This is a genomic window from Aeromonas sp. PS2Canimalfood6 (assembly GCF_048276795.1).
Lineage (GTDB): Bacteria > Pseudomonadota > Gammaproteobacteria > Enterobacterales > Aeromonadaceae > Aeromonas > Aeromonas caviae.
The window spans coordinates 1-21,858 of record NZ_JBLUXC010000048.1 but is presented as its reverse complement, the minus strand read 5'-3'; the positions used below and the strand labels follow the sequence as shown (position 1 = coordinate 21,858).

At 62.8% G+C, this 21,858-nt stretch carries 17 protein-coding genes and 1 pseudogene; 7 read left to right on the top strand and 11 right to left on the bottom strand.

Going from position 1 to position 21,858, the window contains the following annotated elements:
- The first annotated feature begins 135 nt into the window (after nt 1-135).
- Complete coding sequence (locus tag ACNPAA_RS16590) at nt 136-1,536, top strand: DEAD/DEAH box helicase (RefSeq protein ID WP_104452956.1); 1,401 nt, start codon at nt 136-138, stop codon at nt 1,534-1,536.
- An 86-nt stretch (nt 1,537-1,622) separates the two neighbouring features.
- Here ACNPAA_RS16590 and ACNPAA_RS16585 read toward each other — a convergent pair whose 3' ends face one another.
- From ACNPAA_RS16585 to cra, 4 genes are all read right to left on the bottom strand, one after another.
- Nucleotides 1,623-2,312, bottom strand: a complete 690-nt coding sequence (locus ACNPAA_RS16585) for an RES family NAD+ phosphorylase (RefSeq protein WP_042017126.1) — start codon at nt 2,310-2,312, stop codon at nt 1,623-1,625.
- Complete coding sequence (locus tag ACNPAA_RS16580; protein ID WP_182721605.1) at nt 2,312-2,716, bottom strand: antitoxin Xre-like helix-turn-helix domain-containing protein; 405 nt, start codon at nt 2,714-2,716, stop codon at nt 2,312-2,314. Before ACNPAA_RS16580 ends, ACNPAA_RS16585 begins: the two co-directional genes overlap by 1 nt.
- Before the next feature lie 243 nt (nt 2,717-2,959).
- A complete protein-coding gene (locus tag ACNPAA_RS16575) occupies nt 2,960-4,153 on the bottom strand; it encodes an aromatic amino acid transport family protein (protein WP_182721604.1) in 1,194 nt (397 codons plus the stop codon).
- A gap of 613 nt (nt 4,154-4,766) precedes the next feature.
- The gene (gene cra / locus ACNPAA_RS16570; protein WP_010674823.1) at nt 4,767-5,753 is read right to left on the bottom strand and encodes a catabolite repressor/activator; all 987 of its coding nucleotides are present in this window, start codon (nt 5,751-5,753) and stop codon (nt 4,767-4,769) included.
- Between the two features lie 307 nt (nt 5,754-6,060).
- Between cra and fruB the strand changes: the two genes are divergently transcribed.
- Genes fruB through fruA form a run of 3 tightly spaced genes read left to right on the top strand, consistent with a single transcriptional unit; the run spans nt 6,061 to nt 9,871 of the window.
- A complete protein-coding gene (gene fruB, locus ACNPAA_RS16565; RefSeq protein ID WP_049636761.1) occupies nt 6,061-7,161 on the top strand; it encodes a fused PTS fructose transporter subunit IIA/HPr protein in 1,101 nt (366 codons plus the stop codon).
- Nucleotides 7,161-8,150 carry a 1-phosphofructokinase gene (gene pfkB / locus ACNPAA_RS16560; protein WP_049636760.1) on the top strand — a complete coding sequence of 330 codons (990 nt, stop codon included), beginning with the start codon at nt 7,161-7,163 and terminating at the stop codon, nt 8,148-8,150. Before fruB ends, pfkB begins: the two co-directional genes overlap by 1 nt.
- Nucleotides 8,147-9,871: a PTS fructose transporter subunit IIBC gene (gene fruA, locus ACNPAA_RS16555; protein ID WP_103243090.1), complete on the top strand. Its 1,725-nt coding sequence runs from the start codon at nt 8,147-8,149 to the stop codon at nt 9,869-9,871. Before pfkB ends, fruA begins: the two co-directional genes overlap by 4 nt.
- A gap of 82 nt (nt 9,872-9,953) precedes the next feature.
- On the opposite strand, the gene ACNPAA_RS16550 is transcribed toward fruA, so the two are convergent.
- A complete protein-coding gene (locus ACNPAA_RS16550) occupies nt 9,954-10,205 on the bottom strand; it encodes a DUF1289 domain-containing protein (protein ID WP_039040754.1) in 252 nt (83 codons plus the stop codon).
- A gap of 150 nt (nt 10,206-10,355) precedes the next feature.
- On the opposite strand from ACNPAA_RS16550, the gene mltA reads away from it, so the two are divergent.
- A complete protein-coding gene (mltA, locus tag ACNPAA_RS16545) occupies nt 10,356-11,507 on the top strand; it encodes a murein transglycosylase A (RefSeq protein ID WP_029314565.1) in 1,152 nt (383 codons plus the stop codon).
- Between the two features lie 133 nt (nt 11,508-11,640).
- Here mltA and yfaE read toward each other — a convergent pair whose 3' ends face one another.
- From yfaE to ubiG, 5 genes are all read right to left on the bottom strand, one after another.
- Entirely contained in the window at nt 11,641-11,961 is a 321-nt protein-coding gene (gene yfaE / locus ACNPAA_RS16540) for a class I ribonucleotide reductase maintenance protein YfaE (protein WP_042863899.1), read from the bottom strand.
- Between the two features lie 48 nt (nt 11,962-12,009).
- Nucleotides 12,010-13,143 (bottom strand): class Ia ribonucleoside-diphosphate reductase subunit beta, encoded by a 1,134-nt coding sequence (gene nrdB, locus ACNPAA_RS16535; RefSeq protein ID WP_010674816.1) that lies wholly within the window; start codon nt 13,141-13,143, stop codon nt 12,010-12,012.
- 79 nt (nt 13,144-13,222) lie between these two features.
- Nucleotides 13,223-15,490 carry a class 1a ribonucleoside-diphosphate reductase subunit alpha gene (nrdA, locus tag ACNPAA_RS16530; protein ID WP_279955996.1) on the bottom strand — a complete coding sequence of 756 codons (2,268 nt, stop codon included), beginning with the start codon at nt 15,488-15,490 and terminating at the stop codon, nt 13,223-13,225.
- Between the two features lie 585 nt (nt 15,491-16,075).
- Nucleotides 16,076-16,762 carry an HAD family hydrolase gene (locus ACNPAA_RS16525; RefSeq protein ID WP_029314563.1) on the bottom strand — a complete coding sequence of 229 codons (687 nt, stop codon included), beginning with the start codon at nt 16,760-16,762 and terminating at the stop codon, nt 16,076-16,078.
- On the bottom strand, nt 16,762-17,478 hold the full coding sequence (gene ubiG / locus ACNPAA_RS16520) for a bifunctional 2-polyprenyl-6-hydroxyphenol methylase/3-demethylubiquinol 3-O-methyltransferase UbiG (RefSeq protein WP_052816220.1): 717 nt from the start codon (nt 17,476-17,478) through the stop codon (nt 16,762-16,764). The genes ACNPAA_RS16525 and ubiG overlap by 1 nt, the downstream gene beginning before the upstream one ends.
- Nucleotides 17,479-17,677: 199 nt before the next feature.
- On the opposite strand from ubiG, the gene gyrA reads away from it, so the two are divergent.
- Nucleotides 17,678-20,425, top strand: a complete 2,748-nt coding sequence (gene gyrA, locus ACNPAA_RS16515) for a DNA topoisomerase (ATP-hydrolyzing) subunit A (RefSeq protein WP_039040760.1) — start codon at nt 17,678-17,680, stop codon at nt 20,423-20,425.
- A 304-nt stretch (nt 20,426-20,729) separates the two neighbouring features.
- A complete protein-coding gene (locus ACNPAA_RS16510; RefSeq protein WP_171865703.1) occupies nt 20,730-20,903 on the top strand; it encodes a hypothetical protein in 174 nt (57 codons plus the stop codon).
- A 6-nt stretch (nt 20,904-20,909) separates the two neighbouring features.
- Here ACNPAA_RS16510 and ACNPAA_RS16505 read toward each other — a convergent pair.
- A pseudogene (locus tag ACNPAA_RS16505) lies at nt 20,910-21,740 on the bottom strand (PA0069 family radical SAM protein); the annotation flags it as partial.
- Nucleotides 21,741-21,858: the final 118 nt, after the last annotated feature.

Sequence of the window (21,858 nt, the reverse complement as noted above, 5' to 3'; positions counted from 1 at the left end):
TCTATTCTTTCCCCTTTGCTCTGCTCCCCGGGGAAATCGTTGTTTTCTCTATAGGCCCGGATCCTGTGAGATGGCATCGGCTCAGCAGAGGAGCCCCACCACGATCTTTGGCGCCCCTATCCCTAGCAGGTAACTATGAGTTTTACTTCCCTCGGTCTGGCCGAACCCTTGTTGCGTGCCGTTGCCGAGCAAGGCTACGACACCCCGTCTCCCATTCAGCAACAAGCGATCCCGGCGGTACTGGCTGGCCGTGATCTGATGGCCGCCGCCCAGACCGGGACCGGCAAGACCGCAGGTTTCACCCTGCCGATGCTGCAGCGTCTGATTGAAAGCAAGCGCAAGGTCTCCCCGAACCGCATCCGCGCCCTGGTGCTGACCCCGACCCGCGAGCTGGCCGCCCAGGTGGGCGAGAGCGTGCGCAACTACGGCAAGCACCTGCCGATCCGCAGCCACGTGGTATTTGGCGGCGTGAGCATCAACCCCCAGATGATGGCGACCCGCCGTGGTCTGGACGTGCTGGTGGCCTGCCCGGGCCGCCTGATGGATCTCTACAACCAGAACGCCGTCAAGTTCGACGAAGTGGAGATCCTGGTACTGGACGAAGCGGACCGCATGCTCGACATGGGCTTTATCCGCGACATCCGCCGCATCCTGGCCCTGCTGCCGAAGAAGCGCCAGAACCTGCTCTTCTCCGCCACCTTCGCCGACGAAATTCGCGAGCTGGCCACCGGTCTGCTGGACAACCCGGCGGTGATCGAAGTGACCCCGCGCAACAGCACCGCCGAGCGCATCGAGCAGCTGGTACACCCCTGCGACAAGGCCAACAAGATTGCCCTGCTGAGTCACCTGGTCACCAGCAACGACTGGCAGCAGGTGCTGGTGTTCACCCGTACCAAGCACATGGCCAACCGCGTTGCCGAGACCCTCGACAAGAACGGCGTCAGCGCCGCCGCCATCCACGGCAACAAGAGCCAGGGTGCCCGTACCCGCGCCCTTGCCGGTTTCAAGGATGGCAGCGTCAAGGTGCTGGTGGCGACCGACATCGCCGCCCGTGGTCTGGACATCGACAAACTGCCGCAGGTGGTCAACTTCGAGCTGCCGAACGTGGCGGAAGATTACGTGCACCGTATCGGCCGTACCGGTCGTGCCGGCGCCGCCGGTCACGCCATCTCCCTGGTCGCGGCCGATGAAGGCAAGCTCATCAAGGCCATCGAGCGTCTGACCAAGCAGAACATTCCGTGCGAGCAGGTGGCCGGTTTTGAAGCCTCCCGCGAGACCCTCGACAACATCGCCCGTGGCATCGGCGCGCCGCTTCGCAAAGAGCCGCGGGATCCGAGCGAGCAGCGCCGTGCGCCGCGTCCGCAAGGTCAGGGCCAGCGTCAGGGTGCCGGTCGTTCTGCCAACGGTGGCAATGGCGGCGGTAATCGCTCCGGCAACGGTGGCAAGCCCAAGCCCCAGGGCGGTCAGCGTCCGGAAGGCGGCGCCGCCAAACCGGCCCAGGCCCGTCGTCCCCGTCGCGCCAGCCACAACCAGTAAGCGGTCAGGGAGCCAGGCTCCCCCACTGTTCGGTTGATACAAAAAGCCCCGCCAATCTGGCGGGGCTTTTTTTGTCCTGGTAGACGCTATTCACCGTAGAGGCGGATTTCCAGCACATGGGTGATGGCCTCGCCGCTCCAGTGGTACTCCAGATGACGGGCGTGGTCCACCCGGCTGACCAGACGGGGGCGATAGAGCACGTGACAGTCGTGACCGGGGTGGCGCACCGAGCGGTAGTGGATGCCGTCCGCCCCGGCGACCTTCTGCTCCCGGGCGAAGGCCTGGGCGGGGCCGTAATCGGTGGCGTGATAGAGGGGGCCTGGCAGAAACGCCGGGCCCGTGATGTCGATGAGGCTGGCGCTGAACTGCGCCTGGATCACCCGCATCTGCACCTTCTGGGCCGGCTCCCGGGTGTACCCGAAGATCCGCTCCCTATGGTAGACCGTCTCCTTGATGCCGGTGTCGAGGGAGGGGGCACAATAGTAGCCGCCAAAGTCCCCCGTGGTGAAACGGGCACCCTCGGGATTGAGGTGGGTGAAGGCGGCCATCACATAGCTGCCGCCGGGCAGCCCCACCAGCCAGTCTTCCCTGGGCACCCGCATCAGCTCGCCCGCCTCTTCCCTCAGCCTGTCGTTGGTCAGGGCCTCGACGGCCCAGACCGCCTCAAGCTCGTCGGCGGTAGCGACGTCTTCATAGAGGCAGATGGGGGGAAAGCGGCTCGGAATGATGCGATAGGCGCAGGCATTGTGGAAGGTGCGCAAGGGCGGGGAGGACATCAGGCCATCTCCCCGCGCCAGGCGTGCAGCCGGGTAGCCACTTCGTAGAGATCGGCCACCCGCCCACCCTGCATGACCTCCATGGCGCTGCGCCCGGCGAAGAAGGGGTGGCTGTTGGGTTTGCGCACCCAGCCATAGATGCTCTCATCCAGGCTGAACAGCAGCCGCAGGCTCTTGTGGATGTTGAGTAGATAGCTCATCCGCTCCTGGAGATCGGCGCTCAGCCGAATGCCGCCGCTGGCCTCCTTGTACTTGTTCAGGGTGGAGCGGGAGGTAATGCCAAGCAGCCTGAGCTGTTCATCCGTGCTGCACTGCCATTTGTCCATGATGCGAAACACCACGGGCAGGGCCTTGCTGGGATCGACGGCGGGCTGTTGCCGGGCAAGAGATGCGGTGGCGACCATGTTGCCTCCCGGGTTGGCGTGCCAGACGGGCACGGGATCGTGGGTTATCTGCTAAGCAGTGTAGGGCAGGGGCGCAGTCATGTACATATCTATACATGCTTGCACTCAAATGTTCATTATTGGATGGATTTCGCGAGGAGGGGCGCGGGTCGGCCAAGTGAGACCGTGCCAATGAAGCGCCCCGCCAACTGGGTTGGCGGGGCGTGTCTCTTTGCGGCGTTTCTGTTTGTTGGGTCGGGGAGATCAGAGCGCGGGCAGCAATCCCATGCTGACGCTTATCTGCACCCCGACGATCAGCACACCCATGGCGCCGGCAAGGCCCAGGGCCAGCACGCCGCCCGGGGCGCGGTAGTGATGCGCCTCGGCCTGCTTGCGGCTCTGCCACACCAGGGCCACCGGCAGCAGCACCGCCAGCACCGCCAGCGCAATGGCGGCGTAACCGAGCGCCATGATGAAGCCTTGCGGGAAGTAGAGGGCGAACAGCAGGGGCGGCACGAAGGTGATGAGGCCGGTCTGGGTGCGGCCCTGCCAGTTGTCCTTGCGACGGGTCACCTTGGCCATGAAGTCGAACAGTCCCAGGGTCACCCCGAGGAAGGAGGTGGCGAGTGCGAGATCCGCAAACAGATGCATCGCCTGGTTGAAGGCGGGCCAGCTCACCAGGCCGCCGACGTTGGCCAGCAGGCTGTCCAGCGCGCCGCCGGTCTGGATCAGGGATTGCTGGCCCAGCAGCCCCAGGATGGCGACCTGCCACAGCACGTAGAGCACGAGCGGCAAGGCGGAGCCCCACACGAAGACCCGGCGCAACTGCCTGGGGTTGTCCCCGAGGTAGAGCATGACGCTCGGGATGGAGCCGTGGAAGCCGAAGGAGGTGAAGATGACCGGCAGGCCCGCCAGCAGCAAGCCTTCCCCGAGGGGCATGGAGAGCAGGTGCTGCCCCTGGGCGCGGGGCAGCAGCAGCGCCAACACCGCCACCATGATCACCAGCTTCACGGTGAACATCAGGCGGTTGAGGTAATCCACCTGCCTGGTGCCGACGCACACCATGCCGCCAAACAGCAGGGTAAAGACCCAGGCCGCCTGCTCCTGGCCGAGGGGCAGGCCGGCATCGGCCAGTGCCTGGGCCAGCAGGCTGCTGCCGCCGCTGATGTAGGCGGAGGCCAGGGCGTAGAACAGCATCAGGATGCAGAAGGAGGCGATGCCCTTGCCCCAGGGGCCGAGCAGGTGATCCGCCAGCTGGTGCAGATACCACTTGCCGGTGCTGAGGCTGGCTTCCACCTGCAGCATGGCGGTGAAGGCCATCAGGGCCCAGAGGCCGATCATCAGCATCAGGGTGGCGGGGCCGCCCAGGGACGAGGAGGCCAGCGGCAGGGCCAGCATGCCGGCGCCTATGGTGGTGCCGGCAATCAACAGGGTACAACCCAGGGTCTTGGTATTCATGTCATCCATCCGAAAGTGAGGGGCGCTGTTGCAAACAAGAGAGAGCCAGTTGGCTGTGTCGGGAGACGCCTCCGGGGAAAAGCCGGAGGCTAGCAATATCGGTGTGGATACATCTGTACCTGAAACCTGTCAGTTGTAAAAATTGGTTGCCAAGTTAGCGGATTGAAATGGCGGAAACAACCCCTTAAAAGCGGATTTTGTGCTGTGGCAAGCCGAAGGGTGGCAATAAAAAGTGACACATTGCGCCATGCGCCGAAAAAACGCGCCCCTCAGGGGGAGGCTGCCCGTCAGGCTGCGTTGCGGGTCGACATCGAGAGCGCCCGCGTTGGCGGCAACAGGGCTTGCAGAGGGTAACACGGGGCCCTGGTGGTGCGACTGGCCCGATATAAGCAAACATCGGGTCATACTCCCAAAAGCCATCATTTTCACTTATAGCGAGCCGAGGCGCCGATAAACGTGCCCTGGCGCGGGGTTGCCGCCCGGCAGATCACCTCAAAGCCAGAAGGCGAAGGGCAAAAGCTGAGACAACAGGGGAGAACACAAGCAGGTGTGGGGGAGGAGGCTCAGGGGCTGGCACTGCGGGCCGCCCCCGGGGTGGTGCGTCGTTGCCGGGTCAGCGGCGGCGTTTGAGGGTACGGCTCACATAGTGCAGGCCGCTCTGGTAGTCGCCATTGACCGCCTTGAGGGCCAGCGTCAGGGCCTGGCTTGCCAGGGCGTCGTGCTGCTGGGGCAGGGAGTTGATGCCAAAGGGGAGGAAATCGAGCAGGCGGTCATCCCCGAAGGTAGCCATGGCGAGCTGGCTCATGTCGGCCTCCTGCTCCAGCAGGTAGTCGAGCACCCCCTCCATCAGGATGTAGGAGGTGGTGATCAGCGCCTCGGGCAGTTGGCCGAGCTGCTGATGGAGCGTCTTGATCAGGCGATACCCTTCGGTACGCGAGAAGTGGGCCCCTTCACACAGGTGGCGGGTTGCACTGTGACTGGCAATGGCCTGCTCGAAGCCCGCTTTTCGCTCCTGGCTGATCGTCAGTTCCGGCAGTGCAGTGATCAAGGCGATATGACCGATGGCCGGGGTGAGCAGGGAGGCGGTGAGGTCCAGGCTCGCCTTCTGGTTTTCACTCGCCACGGTGACGAAATGCTCGGTGGCCATGGCACGGTCGATGGCGAGGATCTGCACGCCCCTGGACTGCTGCTCCAGATAGAAGGGATCCGCCGGGGGGAGGCAGCTTGCCACCAGCAGCGCGTCCACATGGCGGCTCACCAGCATCCGGGCCAGCTCCTTTTCGGTGTCCGGATCGTCCTCCGAGCAGACGATGAGCAACTGATATCCCTGGGTGCGGGCCCCTTGCTCCAGGCGCTTGGCGAGCTTGGCGTAACTGGCGTTTTCGAGGTCGGGCAGGATGAAGCCGAGGGTGCGGGTCTGGCCGCCGCGCAGGGAAGCGGCGCGGCTGTCCGGCTGATAGTTGTGGGCATGGACCACGGCCATCACCTTGTCGCGGGTTGCCTGGCTGATGCGGTATTGATCGGCCTTGCCATTGATCACATAGCTGGCGGTGGTGCGAGAGACACCGGCCAGCGCGGCGATTTCATCCAGTTTCATCATGTTGGCTCTGTTTGAGTTGCAAGGCCCGCGCCGGTTCCTGGTTGGGGCGCCGAAAAGTGTGCGCGGGATCATATCATTGAAACGTACTTTCTGCGGGATCTTGAACAATGCGCTGAAACGATTCAGTCTGAGTGTAAGTGAAACGATTCAGCTTGTCAGTAACGGATGATTATCTGCACTTGGAAATGGGTTCCGGCTCACCAAAGCGAGAGATCACCGTCTATTGTCAGCAGGCAAGTTACCCAAAAATCGAGTTGAGTTGAGCCGGTACGCCGCGAGGCGAAGCCGGACCTGATGGAGAATCTCTATGTTGAAGTTGGCGCGACAGCAAATCCTGCTGGGACAATCGGTGACGACCAAGGCGGACGCCATCGCCCTGCTGGCAAGCAAACTGACCGACGCCGGTCTGGTTGAAGCAGGTTACGTGGACGGCATGCTGGCGCGGGAAGCGCAGCACGCCACCTATCTTGGCAGCGGTATCGCCATTCCCCACGGCACCACGGACACCCGCCATCTGGTGAAGAGCACCGGCGTCATGGTGGCCCAGTTCCCCCACGGCATCGAGTGGGACGAGGGGCAGATTGCCTACGTCGCCATCGGCATCGCCGCCAAGTCCGACGAGCACCTGGGGATCTTGCGCCAGCTCACCCACGTGCTGGGTGACGAGCAGGCCGCAGCCCAGCTCAAGGGGGCGACCGACGAAGAGACCATCATCAATATCCTGACTGGCGCGACTGCCGCCAAAGAGGTGCAATACCTGACCCTGGCGGACTTCCCGGCCGACGACCAGGAGCAGTTGCTGCTGGGGGCTGCGGCCCGCGCCAAATCCGCAGGCTGGGGAGACGCCGCCATGGTGAGCGCCCTCCTGGCCAGCCAGCCTGTTCACCTGGGGGAGGGCATCTGGCTGGCCCGTGCGCAAGCGGCCCAGACCGGTTGGGTGCTGGCCACCCCGAGCACCCCGCTGAACGTCGGTGAATTGCCGGTCAGCGCCCTGCTGCTGCTGTGTGCCGCAGATAGCGGCCATTTGCCGCAACTCGAGAATCTGGCCAAGCTGGCCGCCGCCGGCCAGCTGGCCACCCTTTCTGGCAGCGATGGTCTTGCCATGTTGCAGGCGGGTCCGGCGAGCGGGCTGTCCGAGACCTTCACCATCATCAACCCCCACGGTCTGCACGCCCGTCCGGGCGCCATGCTGGTCAAGGTGGCCAAGGAGTATGAATCCGACATCCGCGTCGCCAACCTCGATGGCAGCGGTGAAGCCGTCTCTGCCAAGAGCCTGATGAAGGTGATCGGGCTTGGGGTCAAGTGCGGTCATCGTCTGGCGTTTCGCGCCGAAGGAGCGGATGCCGAAGCCGCCCTCAAGGGCATTGGCGAAGCCATTGCCGCCGGCTTGGGCGAGGGGGCGCACTGATGGACATCGTCACCATCACCCTCAATCCCGCGCTCGATCTCACCACCCGTCTGGAGGCCATGCACCCTGGCGAGGTCAATCTGGTGAGCGAGGCCAACTTGCGCGCCGCGGGCAAGGGGATCAACGTCGCCATGGTCTTGAAAGATCTCGGCCGTGACGTAGGCCTGACCGGCTGGCTCGGTGAGGGCAACCAGCAGAGCTTCGTCTCCCTGTTCGAGGAACGTGCCCTTGCCGATCACTTCGTGCGCGTGGCGGGCGACACCCGGATCAACGTCAAGATCTCCGAACAATCCGGCCGGGTGACCGATCTCAATCTGCCGGGACTCGCCGTGCAGGAAGGCGATGTCAGCGCCCTGGAAGCGGCGCTGGAGCGACTGGCTCCCCACACCGACTGGTTCGTGCTGGCGGGCAGCCTGCCCAAAGGGGTGTCCCCCGATTACTGTGGCCATCTGATCCGCCTGCTCAAGGCCAAGGGCAAGCAGGTGATCTTCGATTGCAGCGGCGCGGCGTTGAGCGAAGGGATCAAGGCGGCGCCGACCCTGGTCAAACCCAACCTGGAAGAGCTGAGCCAGTGGGCGGGTCGCCCCGTGAAGACCCTGAGCGAGCAGGCCGAGTGCGCCCGCGCGCTGCAGGCAAGCGGGATCCCCAACGTGGTGATCTCCAATGGTGCCGACGGCCTCATCTGGTTTGCACCGGATGCCACCTGGCAGGCGATTCCGCCGCGCATGGAGGTGGTCAGCACCGTGGGTGCCGGCGACTCCCTGGTGGCGGGCCTGGTCCATGGCATGAGCCTGGACTGGACGCCGGAGCAAACCCTGCGTCTGGCCACCGCCGTCTCGGCACTGGCGGTGAGCCAGGTCGCGGTCGGCTTCAACGATATCAATGTGCTCAAACCGTTACTCGAGCAGGTGCGCGTACAGCGTCTGGATGATCTGGCACCGACTCAACCCCAACCCCATTTGATGGCTAACTCAGGAGATGCCCAATGAAAGCAATTCTGGTTACGGCTTGCCCGGCGGGCATTGCCACCAGCTTTCTCGCTGCAAAACGGATAGAACAGCAGGCCAAACTGGCTGGCTGGGAGCTCACCCTCGACGTCGAGTCCAGCGTGCAGCCCCGTCAGGTTCCCTCGAAAGAGCAGATTGCCGCCGCCGACCTGGTGCTGGTCGTTGCCAGCGCACCGGTGGATCTGGCCGCCTATGACGGCAAGTCGCTCTATCGGGGCGACATGGATCTGGCGCTCCAGGATCCCGCTGCCCTGCTGGAAGCCGCGCGAAGCGGTGCCAGCGTCTATCGCCATGAGGCGGCACCTGTGGTTGCCAAACCGGCCAGCGGTGCCAAGCGCATCGTGGCGGTGACGGCCTGCCCGACCGGGGTGGCCCACACCTTCATGTCGGCCGAGGCCCTGGAGACCATGGCCAAGCAGCTGGGTCACCAGATCCGCGTCGAAACCCAGGGCTCGGTCGGTGCCCAGAATGCCTTGACGGCGGACGAGATTGCCGCCGCCGATCTGGTGTTCCTCGCCACTGACATCGAGGTGGATATGGCGCGCTTTGACGGCAAGCCGGTCTATCGCACCAGCACGGGGGCTGCCCTGAAGAAAACCCGGGCCGAGCTCGACAAGGCCTGGACCGAGGCGAAGGTCTATCGCCACAGCGGCGCGGCTGCGGTCAAGAAAGAGGAAAAGGCGGGCCCCTACAAGCACCTGCTGACCGGTGTCTCCTTCATGCTGCCCATGGTGGTGGCGGGGGGCCTTATCATCGCGCTCTCCTTCATCTTCGGCATTGAAGCGTTCAAGGAAGAGGGGACGCTGGCCGCGGCCCTGATGAAGATCGGTGGCGGCTCCGCCTTCGCCCTGATGATCCCGGTGCTGGCAGGCTACATCGCCTACTCCATCGCCGACCGTCCGGGTCTGGCGCCCGGCATGATCGCCGGTATGCTGGCAAGCTCGCTCGGCGCCGGTTTCCTTGGCGGCATCGTCGGCGGCTTCCTCGCCGGTTACAGCGCCAAGTTCCTGAGCGACAAGGTGCGCCTGCCGGTCACCCTGGAAGCCCTCAAACCCATCCTCATCATTCCGCTCTTTGCCAGCCTGTTCACCGGTCTGGTGATGATCTACGTGGTGGGTGGCCCGGTGGCGGGCATCATGAACGCCATGACCGAGTTCCTCAACAACATGGGCTCTGCCAACGCCGTGCTGCTGGGTGTCATCATCGGCGCCATGATGTGCTTCGACATGGGTGGCCCGGTCAACAAGGCGGCTTATGCTTTCGGTGTCGGCCTGCTCGCCTCCAAGACCTATGCCCCCATGGCAGCGGTCATGGCCGCCGGCATGGTGCCTGCACTGGGGATGGGGATCGCGACCTTCCTGGCCAGCAGAAAGTTCATCAAGGCGGAGCAGGAAGCGGGCAAGGCCTCCTTCGTGCTGGGTCTGTGCTTCATCTCCGAGGGGGCCATCCCGTTTGCCGCCAAGGACCCCATGCGCGTCATCCCGGCCTGCATGGCGGGCGGCGCCCTGACCGGTGCGCTCTCCATGCTGTTCGGCTGCGAGCTGGTGGCACCCCACGGCGGTCTGTTCGTGCTCTTCATCCCGAACGCCATCAGCCATGTGATGATGTACATCCTGGCGATCGCGGCCGGTTCTCTGGTGACCGGGGTGGCCTACGCCATGCTCAAGCGTGGCGAGGAGCAGGCCAAGCTGGCGACCGCCTGAGGAGATCACGGCGTGACACACCCTTCATGACAAGGCGGCCCTGGGGCCGCCTTTCTTGTTGAGGGGAGGGGCAAAGGGGGATTTAAAAATCCCAGCCCGGCGGAGGCGGCGGATCGGCCGCCTCTGCGGCCTGCGCCTTGCGGCGAGCGGCCTCGACCCTGGCCTTGCGGCTGCGGCACAGGCGCATCACCTCCTGCTGCTGGGCAGGGGTCATGGCAAGCCAGTTGAAACGCTCCTCGCGGCTTCGCAGGCATCCCTTGCAATACCCCTTGTTGTTCAGTTCGCAGACCCCGACACAGGGGCTCTGGAGCGGGAAGATTTCGAGCTGTTCCATCCATGACCTCTCACACCTTGTCACCTTGTTATAACCCAGAAGATCACGGCAGGAGAAATCCGTCGTCAGGGGCGTGAAGGCGTTTGCTTTCCCCGGGCAATTTTGGCATCTTCCCCGCCGTGCAAGACACTCGGTGTTATATGAGGACATATGAATAGACATGCGTACTGGTTGGCCGCCGCCGTGGTGGGGCTGGCCGGTTGTGCGGGCAACCCTGAACCGGTCAAGGTGCCCCAGAAGAAGGCGGAATCCGGATGTTTTCTGAACTGCGAGATCCCTGTGAATCTGGGCAAGCAGTATCTGGATGGTGCCCTGCCGGGGGATCTGGTGCGGGTGGAGCGGGTCAACAGCCGCGCCCGCGCCGATTACAGCAAGTTCGGTCCCCAGAGCCGGATGGTGATGGAACGCTCCGGCCGTATGGCGAGCCGCTATGGGGAGCTCTACCGTCAACTCTCACGCTGGGTCGCCAATGGGGGCAATCCCGCCCATATCACCCAGTACGGTATCAGCCTGGCCCAGCTTGGCGGTGCCGACCGCATGGGCAACGTGCTCTTCACCGGCTACTACTCGCCAGTGCTGGAGGTGCGCCATCGCCCGGACGCCCAGTACAAGTATCCCATCTATGCCATGCCCAACTGCGGCGGTCGCTGCCCGAGCCGGGCCGAGATCCACCGGGGGGCGCTGGCCAACCGGGGGCTGGAGCTGGGCTACAGCAAATCCCTCATCGACAACTTCCTGATGGACGTGCAGGGTTCCGGCTTCGTTCACTACGGCGATGACGACCGGTTGCAGTACCTCGGCTACAGCGGCAAGAACGGCCACGGCTATGTCAGCATTGGCCGGGTGCTCATCGACCGTGGCGAAGTGCCCAAGGAGCAGATGTCCATGAAGGCCATCAAGGAGTGGGCCAATCGTCAGCCGGAAGAGAGCGTGAAGGAGCTGGTGGAGCAGAACCCCTCCTATGTCTTCTTCGAGCGCCGTCCCACCAACGACGTGGTGGGGGCTGCCGGCATTCCGCTCTTGCCCATGGCGGCGGTGGCTGCCGACAAGACCCTGCTGCCGATGGGCACGCCGATCCTGGCGGAAGTACCGCTGCTGGACAAAGAGGGCAACTGGACCGGCAAGCACCAGCTGCGGCTGTTGATTGCGCTGGATGTGGGGGGCGCGGTGAAGAAGGGCCACCTTGACCTCTACCACGGCATGGGGGAGAAAGCCGGTGTCGCGGCCGGTCACTACAAGCACTTTGGCCGGGTCTGGAAGCTGGGTCTGCACCACGGGCCGACCGCCGCCCCCTGGTTGTAACGCCCCCGGGTTGTAATGTAAGAGGGGCCATGGCCCCTCATTTCCCTCAAGAGACGGGAGATTCCCATGAAAAAAGCCGCCGGAGCAATCCGGCGGCTTTTTGTTTGCAGGGCAGATCTGGCGACAAGGGCCGTCAGCCCTTTCGGATATCGAGCTTGATGGCGCCCACCGGCTGGCAGCAGCAGGGGAGGCACTCCCCCTGGGAGACAAAGGCGAGCGGGACGGCGGCGTAGTGCACCTTGCCCGCCAGCAGCGGGGTACGGCAGGCGCCGCAATAGCCGCTGCGGCACTGGAACTCCACGTGATGGCCGTGGCGCTCCAGGGTCTCCAGCACGCTTTCGCCGGGATGGGGGTGCAGCACACCGTCCAGGGTCTGTACCTGGGGGGCTTGCCCCTCCGGCGCCGTGGTGGCGGTATGCAGGGGCGCGTTCAGGGTGGCGGTGGCGTCACTCACGGACGTCGCTCTCCCGCATCATGGTCTGCCAGCAGAGGTCGCCTTGCATCACAGCTCGAAGTCACCCAGATCGTCGGCGTGCACTTCACTGTCTATCTGACCCACCAGATAGGAGCTTACTTCCACTTCCTGGGGCGCCACCTGCACGTTGTCGGAGGAGAGCCAGGTGTTGATCCAGGGGATGGGGTTCTGCTTGGTGCCGGCAAAGGCCGGTTGCAGGCCGACGGCCGCCATGCGCAGGTTGGTGATGTATTCCACGTACTGGCAGAGGATGTCCTTGTTCAGGCCGATCATGGAGCCATCCTGGAACAGGTACTCGGCCCACTCCTTCTCCTGCAGGGCTGCTTCCTTGAACAGCTCGAAGCAGGCCTGCTCGCACTCGACGGCGATCTCCGCCATGTCGGGGTCGTCGTTGCCGCTGCGCATCAGGTTCAGCATGTGCTGGGTGCCGGTCAGGTGCAGGGCCTCGTCACGGGCGATCATCTTGATGATCTTGGCATTGCCTTCCATCAGCTCGCGCTCGGCGAAGGCGAAGGAGCAGGCGAAGCTCACGTAGAAGCGGATTGCTTCGAGGGCGTTGACGCTCATCAGGCACAGGTAGAGCTTCTTCTTGAGCTCCCGAAGGCTGATGGTGACTTCGCGATCCCCGATCCGGTGGGTCCCCTCACCGTGCAGGTGATAGACGGAGGTGGCCTCGATGAGATCGTCATAGAAGTGGCTGATGGAGCCGGCGCGCTTCAAGATCTGCTCGTTGGTCACGATGTCGTCGAACACCTGGCCCGGGTTGTTGACGATGTTGCGGATGATGTGGGTGTAGGAGCGAGAGTGGATGGTCTCGGAGAAGGCCCAGGTCTCGATCCAGGTCTCCAGCTCCGGGATGGAGACCAGGGGCAGCAGGGCCACGTTGGGGCTGCGGCCCTGAATGGAATCCAGCAGGGTCTGGTACTTCAGGTTGGAGATGAAGATGTGCTGCTCGTGGGGCGGCAGAGCCTGGAAGTCGATGCGGTCGTGGGAGACATCCACCTCTTCCGGGCGCCAGAAGAAGGAGAGCTGCTTCTCGATCAGCCGCTCGAAGATGTCGTGCTTTTGCTGGTCATAACGGGCCACGTTGACCGACTGGCCGAAGAACATCGGCTCCTTGAGCTGATCGTTTTGGGTCTGGCAAAAAGTAGAGTAAGCCATGGTTAGAATGCCGTGAAATAGGGAAAACAGGAGGGCGGGAGCTTGATGCTCCCGCCCGGTTTATCAGTGCGTTTCGCGGTTAGATCTTGCAAGCCCCGCCAGCGCAGCCGTCATCTTGCAGATCGGTCTGGGTGTCGTCGGCACCATCACGGGTGTTGTGATAGTAGAGGGTCTTGAGACCGTATTTGTAGGCGGTCAGCAAGTCTTTGAGCAACTGCTTCATCGGCACCTTGTTGCCTTCGAAGCGGGCCGGGTCGTAGTTGGTGTTGGCGGAGATCGCCTGATCCACGAACTTCTGCATGATGCCGACCAGCTGCAGGTAACCGTCGACGCTCGGCTGTTTCCACAGCAGTTCGTACTGATCCTTCAGGCGGTGGTACTCCGGTACCACCTGCTTGAGGATGCCGTCCTTGGAGGCTTTCACCGACACCAGGCCGCGGGGCGGCTCGATGCCGTTGGTGGCGTTGGAGATCTGGCTGGAGGTCTCGCTCGGCATCAGGGCGGTCAGGGTGGAGTTGCGCAGACCCACGGTCTTGATCTCTTCGCGCAAGGTTTCCCAGTCCAGGTGCAGGGGTTCATTGCACAGGGTGTCCAGATCCTTTTTATAGGTATCGATGGGCAGGATACCCTGGGCATAGGTGGTCTCGTTGAAGGCCGGGCAGGGGCCGAACTCGCGGGCCAGTTGCACGGAGGCTTTCAGCAGGTAGTACTGGATCGCCTCGAAGGTGCGGTGGGTCAGGGCCAGACCGGAACCATCGGAGTAGCGGGCACCGTTTTTCGCCAGGTAGTAGGCGTAGTTGATGACGCCGATCCCCAGAGTGCGGCGGTTCATGCTGCCCTTCTTGGCGGCCTTGAGCGGGTAGTCCTGATAGTCGAGCAGGGCGTCCAGAGCGCGCACGGCCAGCTCGGCCATCTCTTCCAGATCTTCCAGCTTCTCGATGGCGCCCAGGTTGAAGGCGGAGAGGGTGCACAGGGCAATCTCGCCGTCCTCGTCATCCACGTTGTTGAGCGGCTTGGTGGGCAGCGCAATCTCGAGGCAGAGGTTGGACTGGCGCACCGGCGCCACGGACGGGTCGAACGGGCTGTGGGTGTTGCAGTGATCCACGTTCTGGATGTAGATGCGACCGGTACCGGCGCGCTCCTGCATCATCAGGGAGAAGAGATCCACCGCCTTGAGGGTCTTCTTGCGAATGGCCGGGTCCTGCTCGTACTTGACGTAGAGCGCTTCAAACTTGTCCTGGTCCGCGAAGAAGGCGTCATAGAGGCCGGGTGCATCGGACGGGGAGAACAAGGTGATATCGCCGCCCTTGATGAGGCGCTGGTACATCAGCTTGTTGATCTGCACGCCGTAGTCCATGTGACGGACCCGGTTCTCTTCCACGCCGCGGTTGTTCTTCAGTACCAGCAGGCTCTCCACCTCGGTGTGCCACAGCGGGTAGAACAGGGTGGCCGCACCGCCGCGCACGCCGCCCTGGGAGCAGCACTTCACCGCAGTCTGGAAGTATTTGTAGAAGGGGATGCAGCCGGTGTGGAAGGCTTCGCCGCCACGGATGGGGCTGCCCAGACCACGGATGCGACCAGCGTTGATGCCGATGCCGGCGCGCTGGGAAACGTAGCGCACGATGGCGCTGGCGGTGGCATTGATGGAATCCAGGCTGTCGTCGCACTCGATCAGCACGCAGGAGCTGAACTGGCGGGTCGGGGTGCGCACGCCGCTCATGATCGGGGTCGGCAGGGAGATCTTGAAGGTCGAGACCGCATCATAGAAGCGCTTGATGTAGTCCAGACGGGTATCTTTCGGATACTTGGAGAAGAGGCAGGCCGCTACCAGGATGTAGAGGAACTGCGGGCTCTCGTAGATCTCGCCGGTGACACGGTTCTGGACCAGGTACTTGCCTTCGAGCTGCTTGACCGCCGCGTAGGAGAAGTCCATGTCGCGCCAGTGATCGAGGTAGCCGTTCAGCTCCTCAAATTCCGCCTGGCTGTAGTCTTCCAGCAGGTGCTTGTCGTACTTGCCCATGTCCACCAGTCTGGCGACGTGCTGATACAGGTGGGGCGGCTCGAACTGGCCGTAGGCCTTCTTGCGCAGGTGGAAGATGGCCAGACGGGCAGCCATGTACTGGTAGTCCGGGCTTTGCTCGGAGATGAGGTCAGCTGCAGCCTTGATGATGGTCTCGTGGATGTCGGCGGTACGGATACCGTCATAGAACTGGATGTGGGACTTGAGCTCCACCTGGGAGACCGACACGTTGTCGAGCTTCTCGGCAGCCCAGTCGAGCACGCGGTGAATTTTATCCAGATCGATGGGTTCTTTGTGTCCGTTACGCTTCGTCACAAACAAGTTCATTGGCTGATGACCCCTTTCATTGATACCTGCCGGTATCGGTTGATTCCCGAAAAGCCATCGCACAATGACGCAACCCGGCTCCGTCTGTCGAGGGAAACTGGGTAGGGATTGTGCGATGAATCACAAGATGTAGTGTTATTTTTAATGCGAACTACAAGATAGTGAGGTCGATGCGGTAATGCAATCTGTGGATAACGCATTAGCTGTGGATAAATTGTGGGTGTCGGGACGGGAGTTAGTGGACGCTCACAGCGAACGGGTTTTCATCCGTCCGATCCGTCAAATGCAAGTCCGGCGATCGAAGATGGAAAATTAAAATAACTTTTTTTGCTTGCGAAAGCAGGGTGTTTTTACTAGCAAATCCGGCCTGCTCATCCCTTGTGCAGTCAGGGTCAAAAGGTGTCCTGTTACGCCGTTCGGGGGGTTGCCAAGCCTGTAAAAAGAGGGATCGTCCGGGATCCCTCTGGTGTGCTGCGGGGGGAGCTGCGCGCCGGGGCCGATGCCCACATGGCCATCGGGACAACATCAAAGTTGCCCCGCAGATCCACCTCTATCCGGATGCCTTGTCGGTCATGGGCATGGACGTCAGCTCAGCTCGTAGCGAAGCCAGTGGTGCAGGGCCTGCACGGTATCAAAGTGAAGATCGGCGCCCCAGAGGGCCGGATCCTCGTCATCATTGAGATAACCCCAGCCAGCCACCGCGGTACGCATGCCGGCGTTGCGGCCGGCCTCGATGTCGCGCACGTGATCCCCCACATAGAGACACTGGCTGGCCGCGATGCCGAGCCGCTCGCAGGCAAAGAACATGGGGGCGGGGTCGGGCTTGCGTACCGGCAGGGTGTCGGCGCTCACGGTCACGCCGCAACTGGCGAGTTCAGGCAGGGCTGCCAGGAGCGGTTCGGTGAGAAAACCCGGCTTGTTGGTGACAATGCCCCAGGGCAGCTTTTTCTCGTCGAGCCACTCGATGAGATCCACCATGCCTTCATAGGGGCGGGTGCCGACGCAGAGGTTGGCGGCGTAGTAGTCGAGCAGGGCGGTGCGAAGGCGGGTGGCCCCCAGCTCCTCGAGCAGCTCGTCACCAAGACCGGCCCTGAGCAGCCCGAGGGCCCCGTGGGAGGTGGTCTGGCGGATGATGTCGTCAGAGAGCGGGGCAAAGCCTTCGCTTATCAGCACGTGATTGACGGCGGCGCCAAGGTCTGGGGCGGTGTCGAGCAGGGTGCCGTCCAGATCAAACAGCACGCAGCCAAGGGGCATCGGGTGAGGTGTGCTCATCAGCCTTGCTCCGGGCGCTCGAACGCCACCATGTAGTTGACGTCGACATTCTTGCCGAGCTTGAAGCTGTTGGAGAGCGGGGCGTAGTGAACGCCACTCATGTCCCGCACCAGCAGGCCCGCCGCTTCCCCCATGCGACACAGTTCGGCGGGGGTGATGAACTTCTTGTGATCGTGAGTGCCCTTGGGGACCATCTTCAACAGGTACTCGGCCCCGAGGATCATCATCAGATAGGCTTTGGGGTTGCGGTTGATGGTGGAGACGAACACCTTGCCCCCCGGCCGTACCAGGGTGGCGATGGCGCGCAGCACCGAGGCCGGGTCCGGCACGTGCTCCAGCATCTCCATGCAGGTAACCACGTCATACTGGCCAGGCGCTTCATCGGCGTGGGCTTCGGCGGTGCTCTGGCGGTACTCGAGCTCCACACCTTGTTCCAGCGCGTGCAGGCGGGCGACGCCGAGGGGTTCCTTGCCCATGTCGATGCCGGTGACCCGGGCCCCCCGGCGGGCCATGCTCTCGGAGAGGATGCCGCCACCGCAGCCGATGTCGAGCACGCGCTTGCCAAACAGGCCGCCGCTCTTGTCGGTGATCCAGTCAAGGCGCACCGGGTTGATTTGATGCAGCGGCTTGAATTCGCCCTCCATGTCCCACCAGCGGGAGGCGATGGCTTCAAATTTGGCGATTTCTGTCAGATCGACATTGGCATCACTATTCATGTTTTGATGATCCTGTGGCAAGGCGCGCAGCGGGCTGGGCGCGCGCAATCTATTGTCCTGGCGCGCATTATAACGGACCGACCTCGTCGCACCAGCCCGATGTGCTCATCGGATTTGTGGCTTAATGTATTTGGCTCAGTGTGTTACCATGTCGCGCTGTTTAAGCCAAAGAACAACTAATTAGGGATTAAGGCTTTCTATGAGCGATCTGGCCAGAGAGATCACGCCGGTCAACATCGAAGAAGAGCTCAAGAGTTCCTATCTGGATTACGCCATGAGCGTGATCGTAGGACGAGCTCTGCCGGATGTGCGTGATGGCTTGAAACCGGTTCACCGCCGCGTTCTGTATGCAATGAACGAGCTGGGGAACGACTGGAACAAGCCCTATAAAAAATCGGCCCGTGTGGTCGGTGACGTAATCGGTAAATATCACCCGCATGGCGACAGCGCCGTGTATGACACCATCGTCCGGATGGCGCAGGATTTCTCCATGCGCTACATGCTGGTCGACGGTCAGGGCAACTTCGGTTCGGTGGACGGCGACAACGCCGCGGCCATGCGTTACACCGAAGTGCGGATGGCGCGCATCTCCCACGAGCTGCTGGCCGATCTGGACAAAGAGACCGTGGACTGGGTGCCGAACTACGACGGTACCGAGATGATCCCGGCTGTCATGCCCACCAAGGTCCCCACCTTGCTGGTCAACGGCTCCTCCGGTATCGCGGTGGGCATGGCGACCAACATCCCGCCTCACAACCTCACCGAGATTGTCAACGGTTGCCTGGCGCTGATCGAAAACGGCGACCTCACCATTGACGAGCTGATGACCCATGTCACCGGCCCGGATTTCCCCACCGGCGGCATCATCAACGGTCGTTCCGGCATCGTGCAGGCGTACCGTACCGGTCGCGGCTCCGTCTATGTGCGGGCCAAGGCTGAAGTGGAGGTGGACGAGAAGACCAGTCGCGAGACCATCATCGTTCACGAGATCCCCTATCAGGTGAACAAGGCTCGCCTGATCGAGAAGATCGCCGAGCTGGTCAAAGAGAAGAAAATCGAGGGCATCAGCGCCCTGCGCGATGAGTCCGACAAAGACGGCATGCGCATCGTCATCGAGATCAAGCGCGGCGAGTCCGGCGAGATTGTGCTGAACAATCTCTACAAGCACACCCAGATGCAGACCACGTTCGGCATCAACATGGTGGCGCTGGACAACAACCAGCCCAAGGTGATGAACCTCAAAGAGATCCTGGATGCGTTCCTGCTGCACCGCCGTGAAGTGGTGACCCGCCGGACCGTGTTCGAGCTGCGCAAGGCGCGGGATCGGGCGCACATCCTGGAAGGGTTGGCGGTGGCATTGGCCAACATCGACCCCATCATCGAGCTCATTCGCCACAGTGCGACCCCGGCGGATGCGAAAGCCGCCCTGGTAGCCAAGGGCTGGGAGCTCGGCAACGTGGCCGCCATGCTGGAAAAAGCGGGCGACGACGCGGCTCGCCCCGAGTGGCTGGAGCCGGAGTTCGGCATCCGTGAAGGGCAGTACTTCCTGACCGAGATCCAGGCCCAGGCCATCCTTGACCTGCGTCTGCACAAGCTGACCGGCCTCGAGCACGAGAAGATCCTGGAAGAGTACCAATCTCTGCTGGATCTCATCGCCGAGCTGCTGCACATCCTGGCAAGCCCGGAACGCCTGATGGAAGTGATCCGTGACGAGCTGCTGGCCGTGCGCGAGCAGTACGGCGACGAGCGTCGCACCGAGATCAGCATGTCCAGTGCCGAGATCAACATCGAAGATCTGATCACCCCGGAAGACGTGGTCGTTACCTTGTCTCACCAGGGCTATGTGAAGTATCAGCCGCTCTCCGATTACGAGGCCCAGCGCCGCGGTGGTCGTGGCAAGTCGGCCACCCGGATCAAGGAAGAGGACTTTGTGGAGCGTCTGCTGGTGGCCAACACCCACGACACCATTCTGTGCTTCTCCACCCGTGGCAAGGTCTACTGGCTCAAGGTGTATCAGCTACCGGAAGCGTCCCGTGGCGCCCGCGGTCGTCCGATCATCAACCTGCTGCCGCTGGATGAGGGTGAGCGCATCACCGCCATCCTGCCGGTGAAAGAATATGACGCCGACAAGTATGTCTTCTTCGCCACCGCCAACGGCACCGTGAAGAAGACCAGCCTGTCTGACTTCAGCCGTCCGCTCTCCTCCGGTATCCGTGCCATCAACCTCAAAGAGGGTGATGAGCTGATCGGGGTGGACATCACCGATGGCAGCAACGAGATCATGCTCTTCTCCGATGCGGGCAAGGTGGTTCGCTTTGCGGAAGGCAGTGGTCGTGCCGATGCCGATGCCACTGACGAAGTCGACACCGACGACGACGCCGGCAACGACGATGACGGCAGCGACAACGGCGAAGGCACCGAAAGCAAAGGCACCTTCAAGGGCGTACGTCCCATGGGTCGTACCGCTGCCGGTGTGCGCGGCATCAAGCTGGGCGCCGGTGACAAGGTGGTCTCCCTCATCGTGCCCCGTGGTGATGGTGCCATCCTCACCGCCACCGAGAACGGTTACGGCAAGCGTACCGCGCTGGACGAGTACCCGACCAAGAGCCGTGGTACCCAGGGCGTCATCTCCATCAAGGTGGATGAGCGCAACGGCAAGGTGATCGATGCGATCCAGGTCGAAGATACCGACCAGATCATGCTGATCACCAACGGCGGTACCCTGGTTCGTACCCGGGTGTCCGAGGTGAGCGTCATCGGCCGCAACACCGGCGGTGTGCGTCTGATCCGTACCGGTGAAGACGAGACCGTAGTCGGCCTGCAGCGCGTTGCCGAGAGCGACGAAGAGGAAACCGAGGCCCTGGCTGTTGAAGGGGAGGTGTCTGAAGGCACCGACACCGCAGCGGACGCTGGCGCCGTCGATACCGGGGAGGCGGGCGACGAGTAATCGTCCCCCTTTGTCCGGTGTAAAAGAGCGACCTTGATGGTCGCTCTTTTTTTGTCCGCCTCACCGCAGGCTCTCCCCGTCCTTGTGCTTGCCCAGCAGCTCTCTTCTCTGCTGCCCGGCTCCGTCTGCCGTGCATGCAGCCCTGCCTGCCACGGCGTCATCTTCCTGATATGCAGGGTTGGTCCCATCGCATCAACACGATTCCTTCACTCGACTGTCATGGCCCTGTCATGACGGCCAGCCATGCTGCCTGCGTTGAATGAGGCCACCACAGAGGCAGGCATCGCTTGCCAGGAGCACTGTTATGACGAGCTGGGTAATGTGGGAGATCTGGTGGAGCCGGATGTGGGGAGGGCAGGAGAAGGTGCGCCTTAGGGTGGATGAGGAGGAGGTGGCGCACGAGCCATCCCGCCTGCCTGCGGAGCTGATTGCACGGCGCCACCCAGCGGGGAGCTGCCCGCCGAGACCACGGAGCTGACGGCGCTCAGAACAGACGCAACTGCTCGCCCGGGCGGATGAAGGCGGCCGTATTGAGTGCTATATGGCGCTTGCCCAGTTGCAGCCGCCTGCTGATCAGGCGAAAGCGCTGGGCGAGCAGGTCGGCAAACTGTCCTTCACCTCGCATGCGGCTACCAAAGGTGGCGCTGTTGAGTGCGCCACCCCGGCTTGCCCGCAGCTAGTTGAGGATCGCCTCTTTCTGGCCGGGATAGTGCGTATCGAGCCAGTCGCAAAAGAGGGTGGTGAGCTCGTGGGGCAATCGCAGCAAGATGTAATCCGCACAGCCCGCCCCGGCGTCGACGGCGGCCTTGATGATCTGTTCCAGTTCCGGCTCGTTGAGCCTGGGGATCATGGGGGCGGCGAGCACGCCGACCGGCACACCGGCCTTGGCCAGTCGTTCGATCACCTTGATCCGCCCAACCCCCGTGCTGGCCCTGGGCTCCAGCTGTCGCCTCAACGTCTCATTGAGGGTGGTGACCGACACCATCACCTGGCATAACCCTTCCCGGGCCAGCTCGGTCAGCAGATCGAGGTCGCGCAGGATCATGGCGCTCTTGGTGATGAGCCCTACTGGATGGCGATGAGCCAGCATCACCGTCAGGAGTTCGCGAGTCAGGCGATAGTGGTGCTCGATGGGTTGATAGGGATCGGTATTGGCCCCCAGCACGATGGTTTGTGGCTGATAGGCTGGCTTGGCAAACTCCCGTCGCAGCAGCTCGGCAGCATTGATTTTGGCAAACAGCTTGCTCTCGAAATCCAGCCCGGGGGAGAGCTCAAGGTAGGCGTGGCTGGGTCTGGCATAGCAGTAGATGCAGCCATCTTAAATGCGAAAGGGGACTCCCTCCGACGTAGGTGGGAGGGGAATTTCGCCGGGGCGTCAGCCCCGCTGGTTTTGAATGTATTGCTTGATCACCTCCAACGGTGCTCCGCCGCAA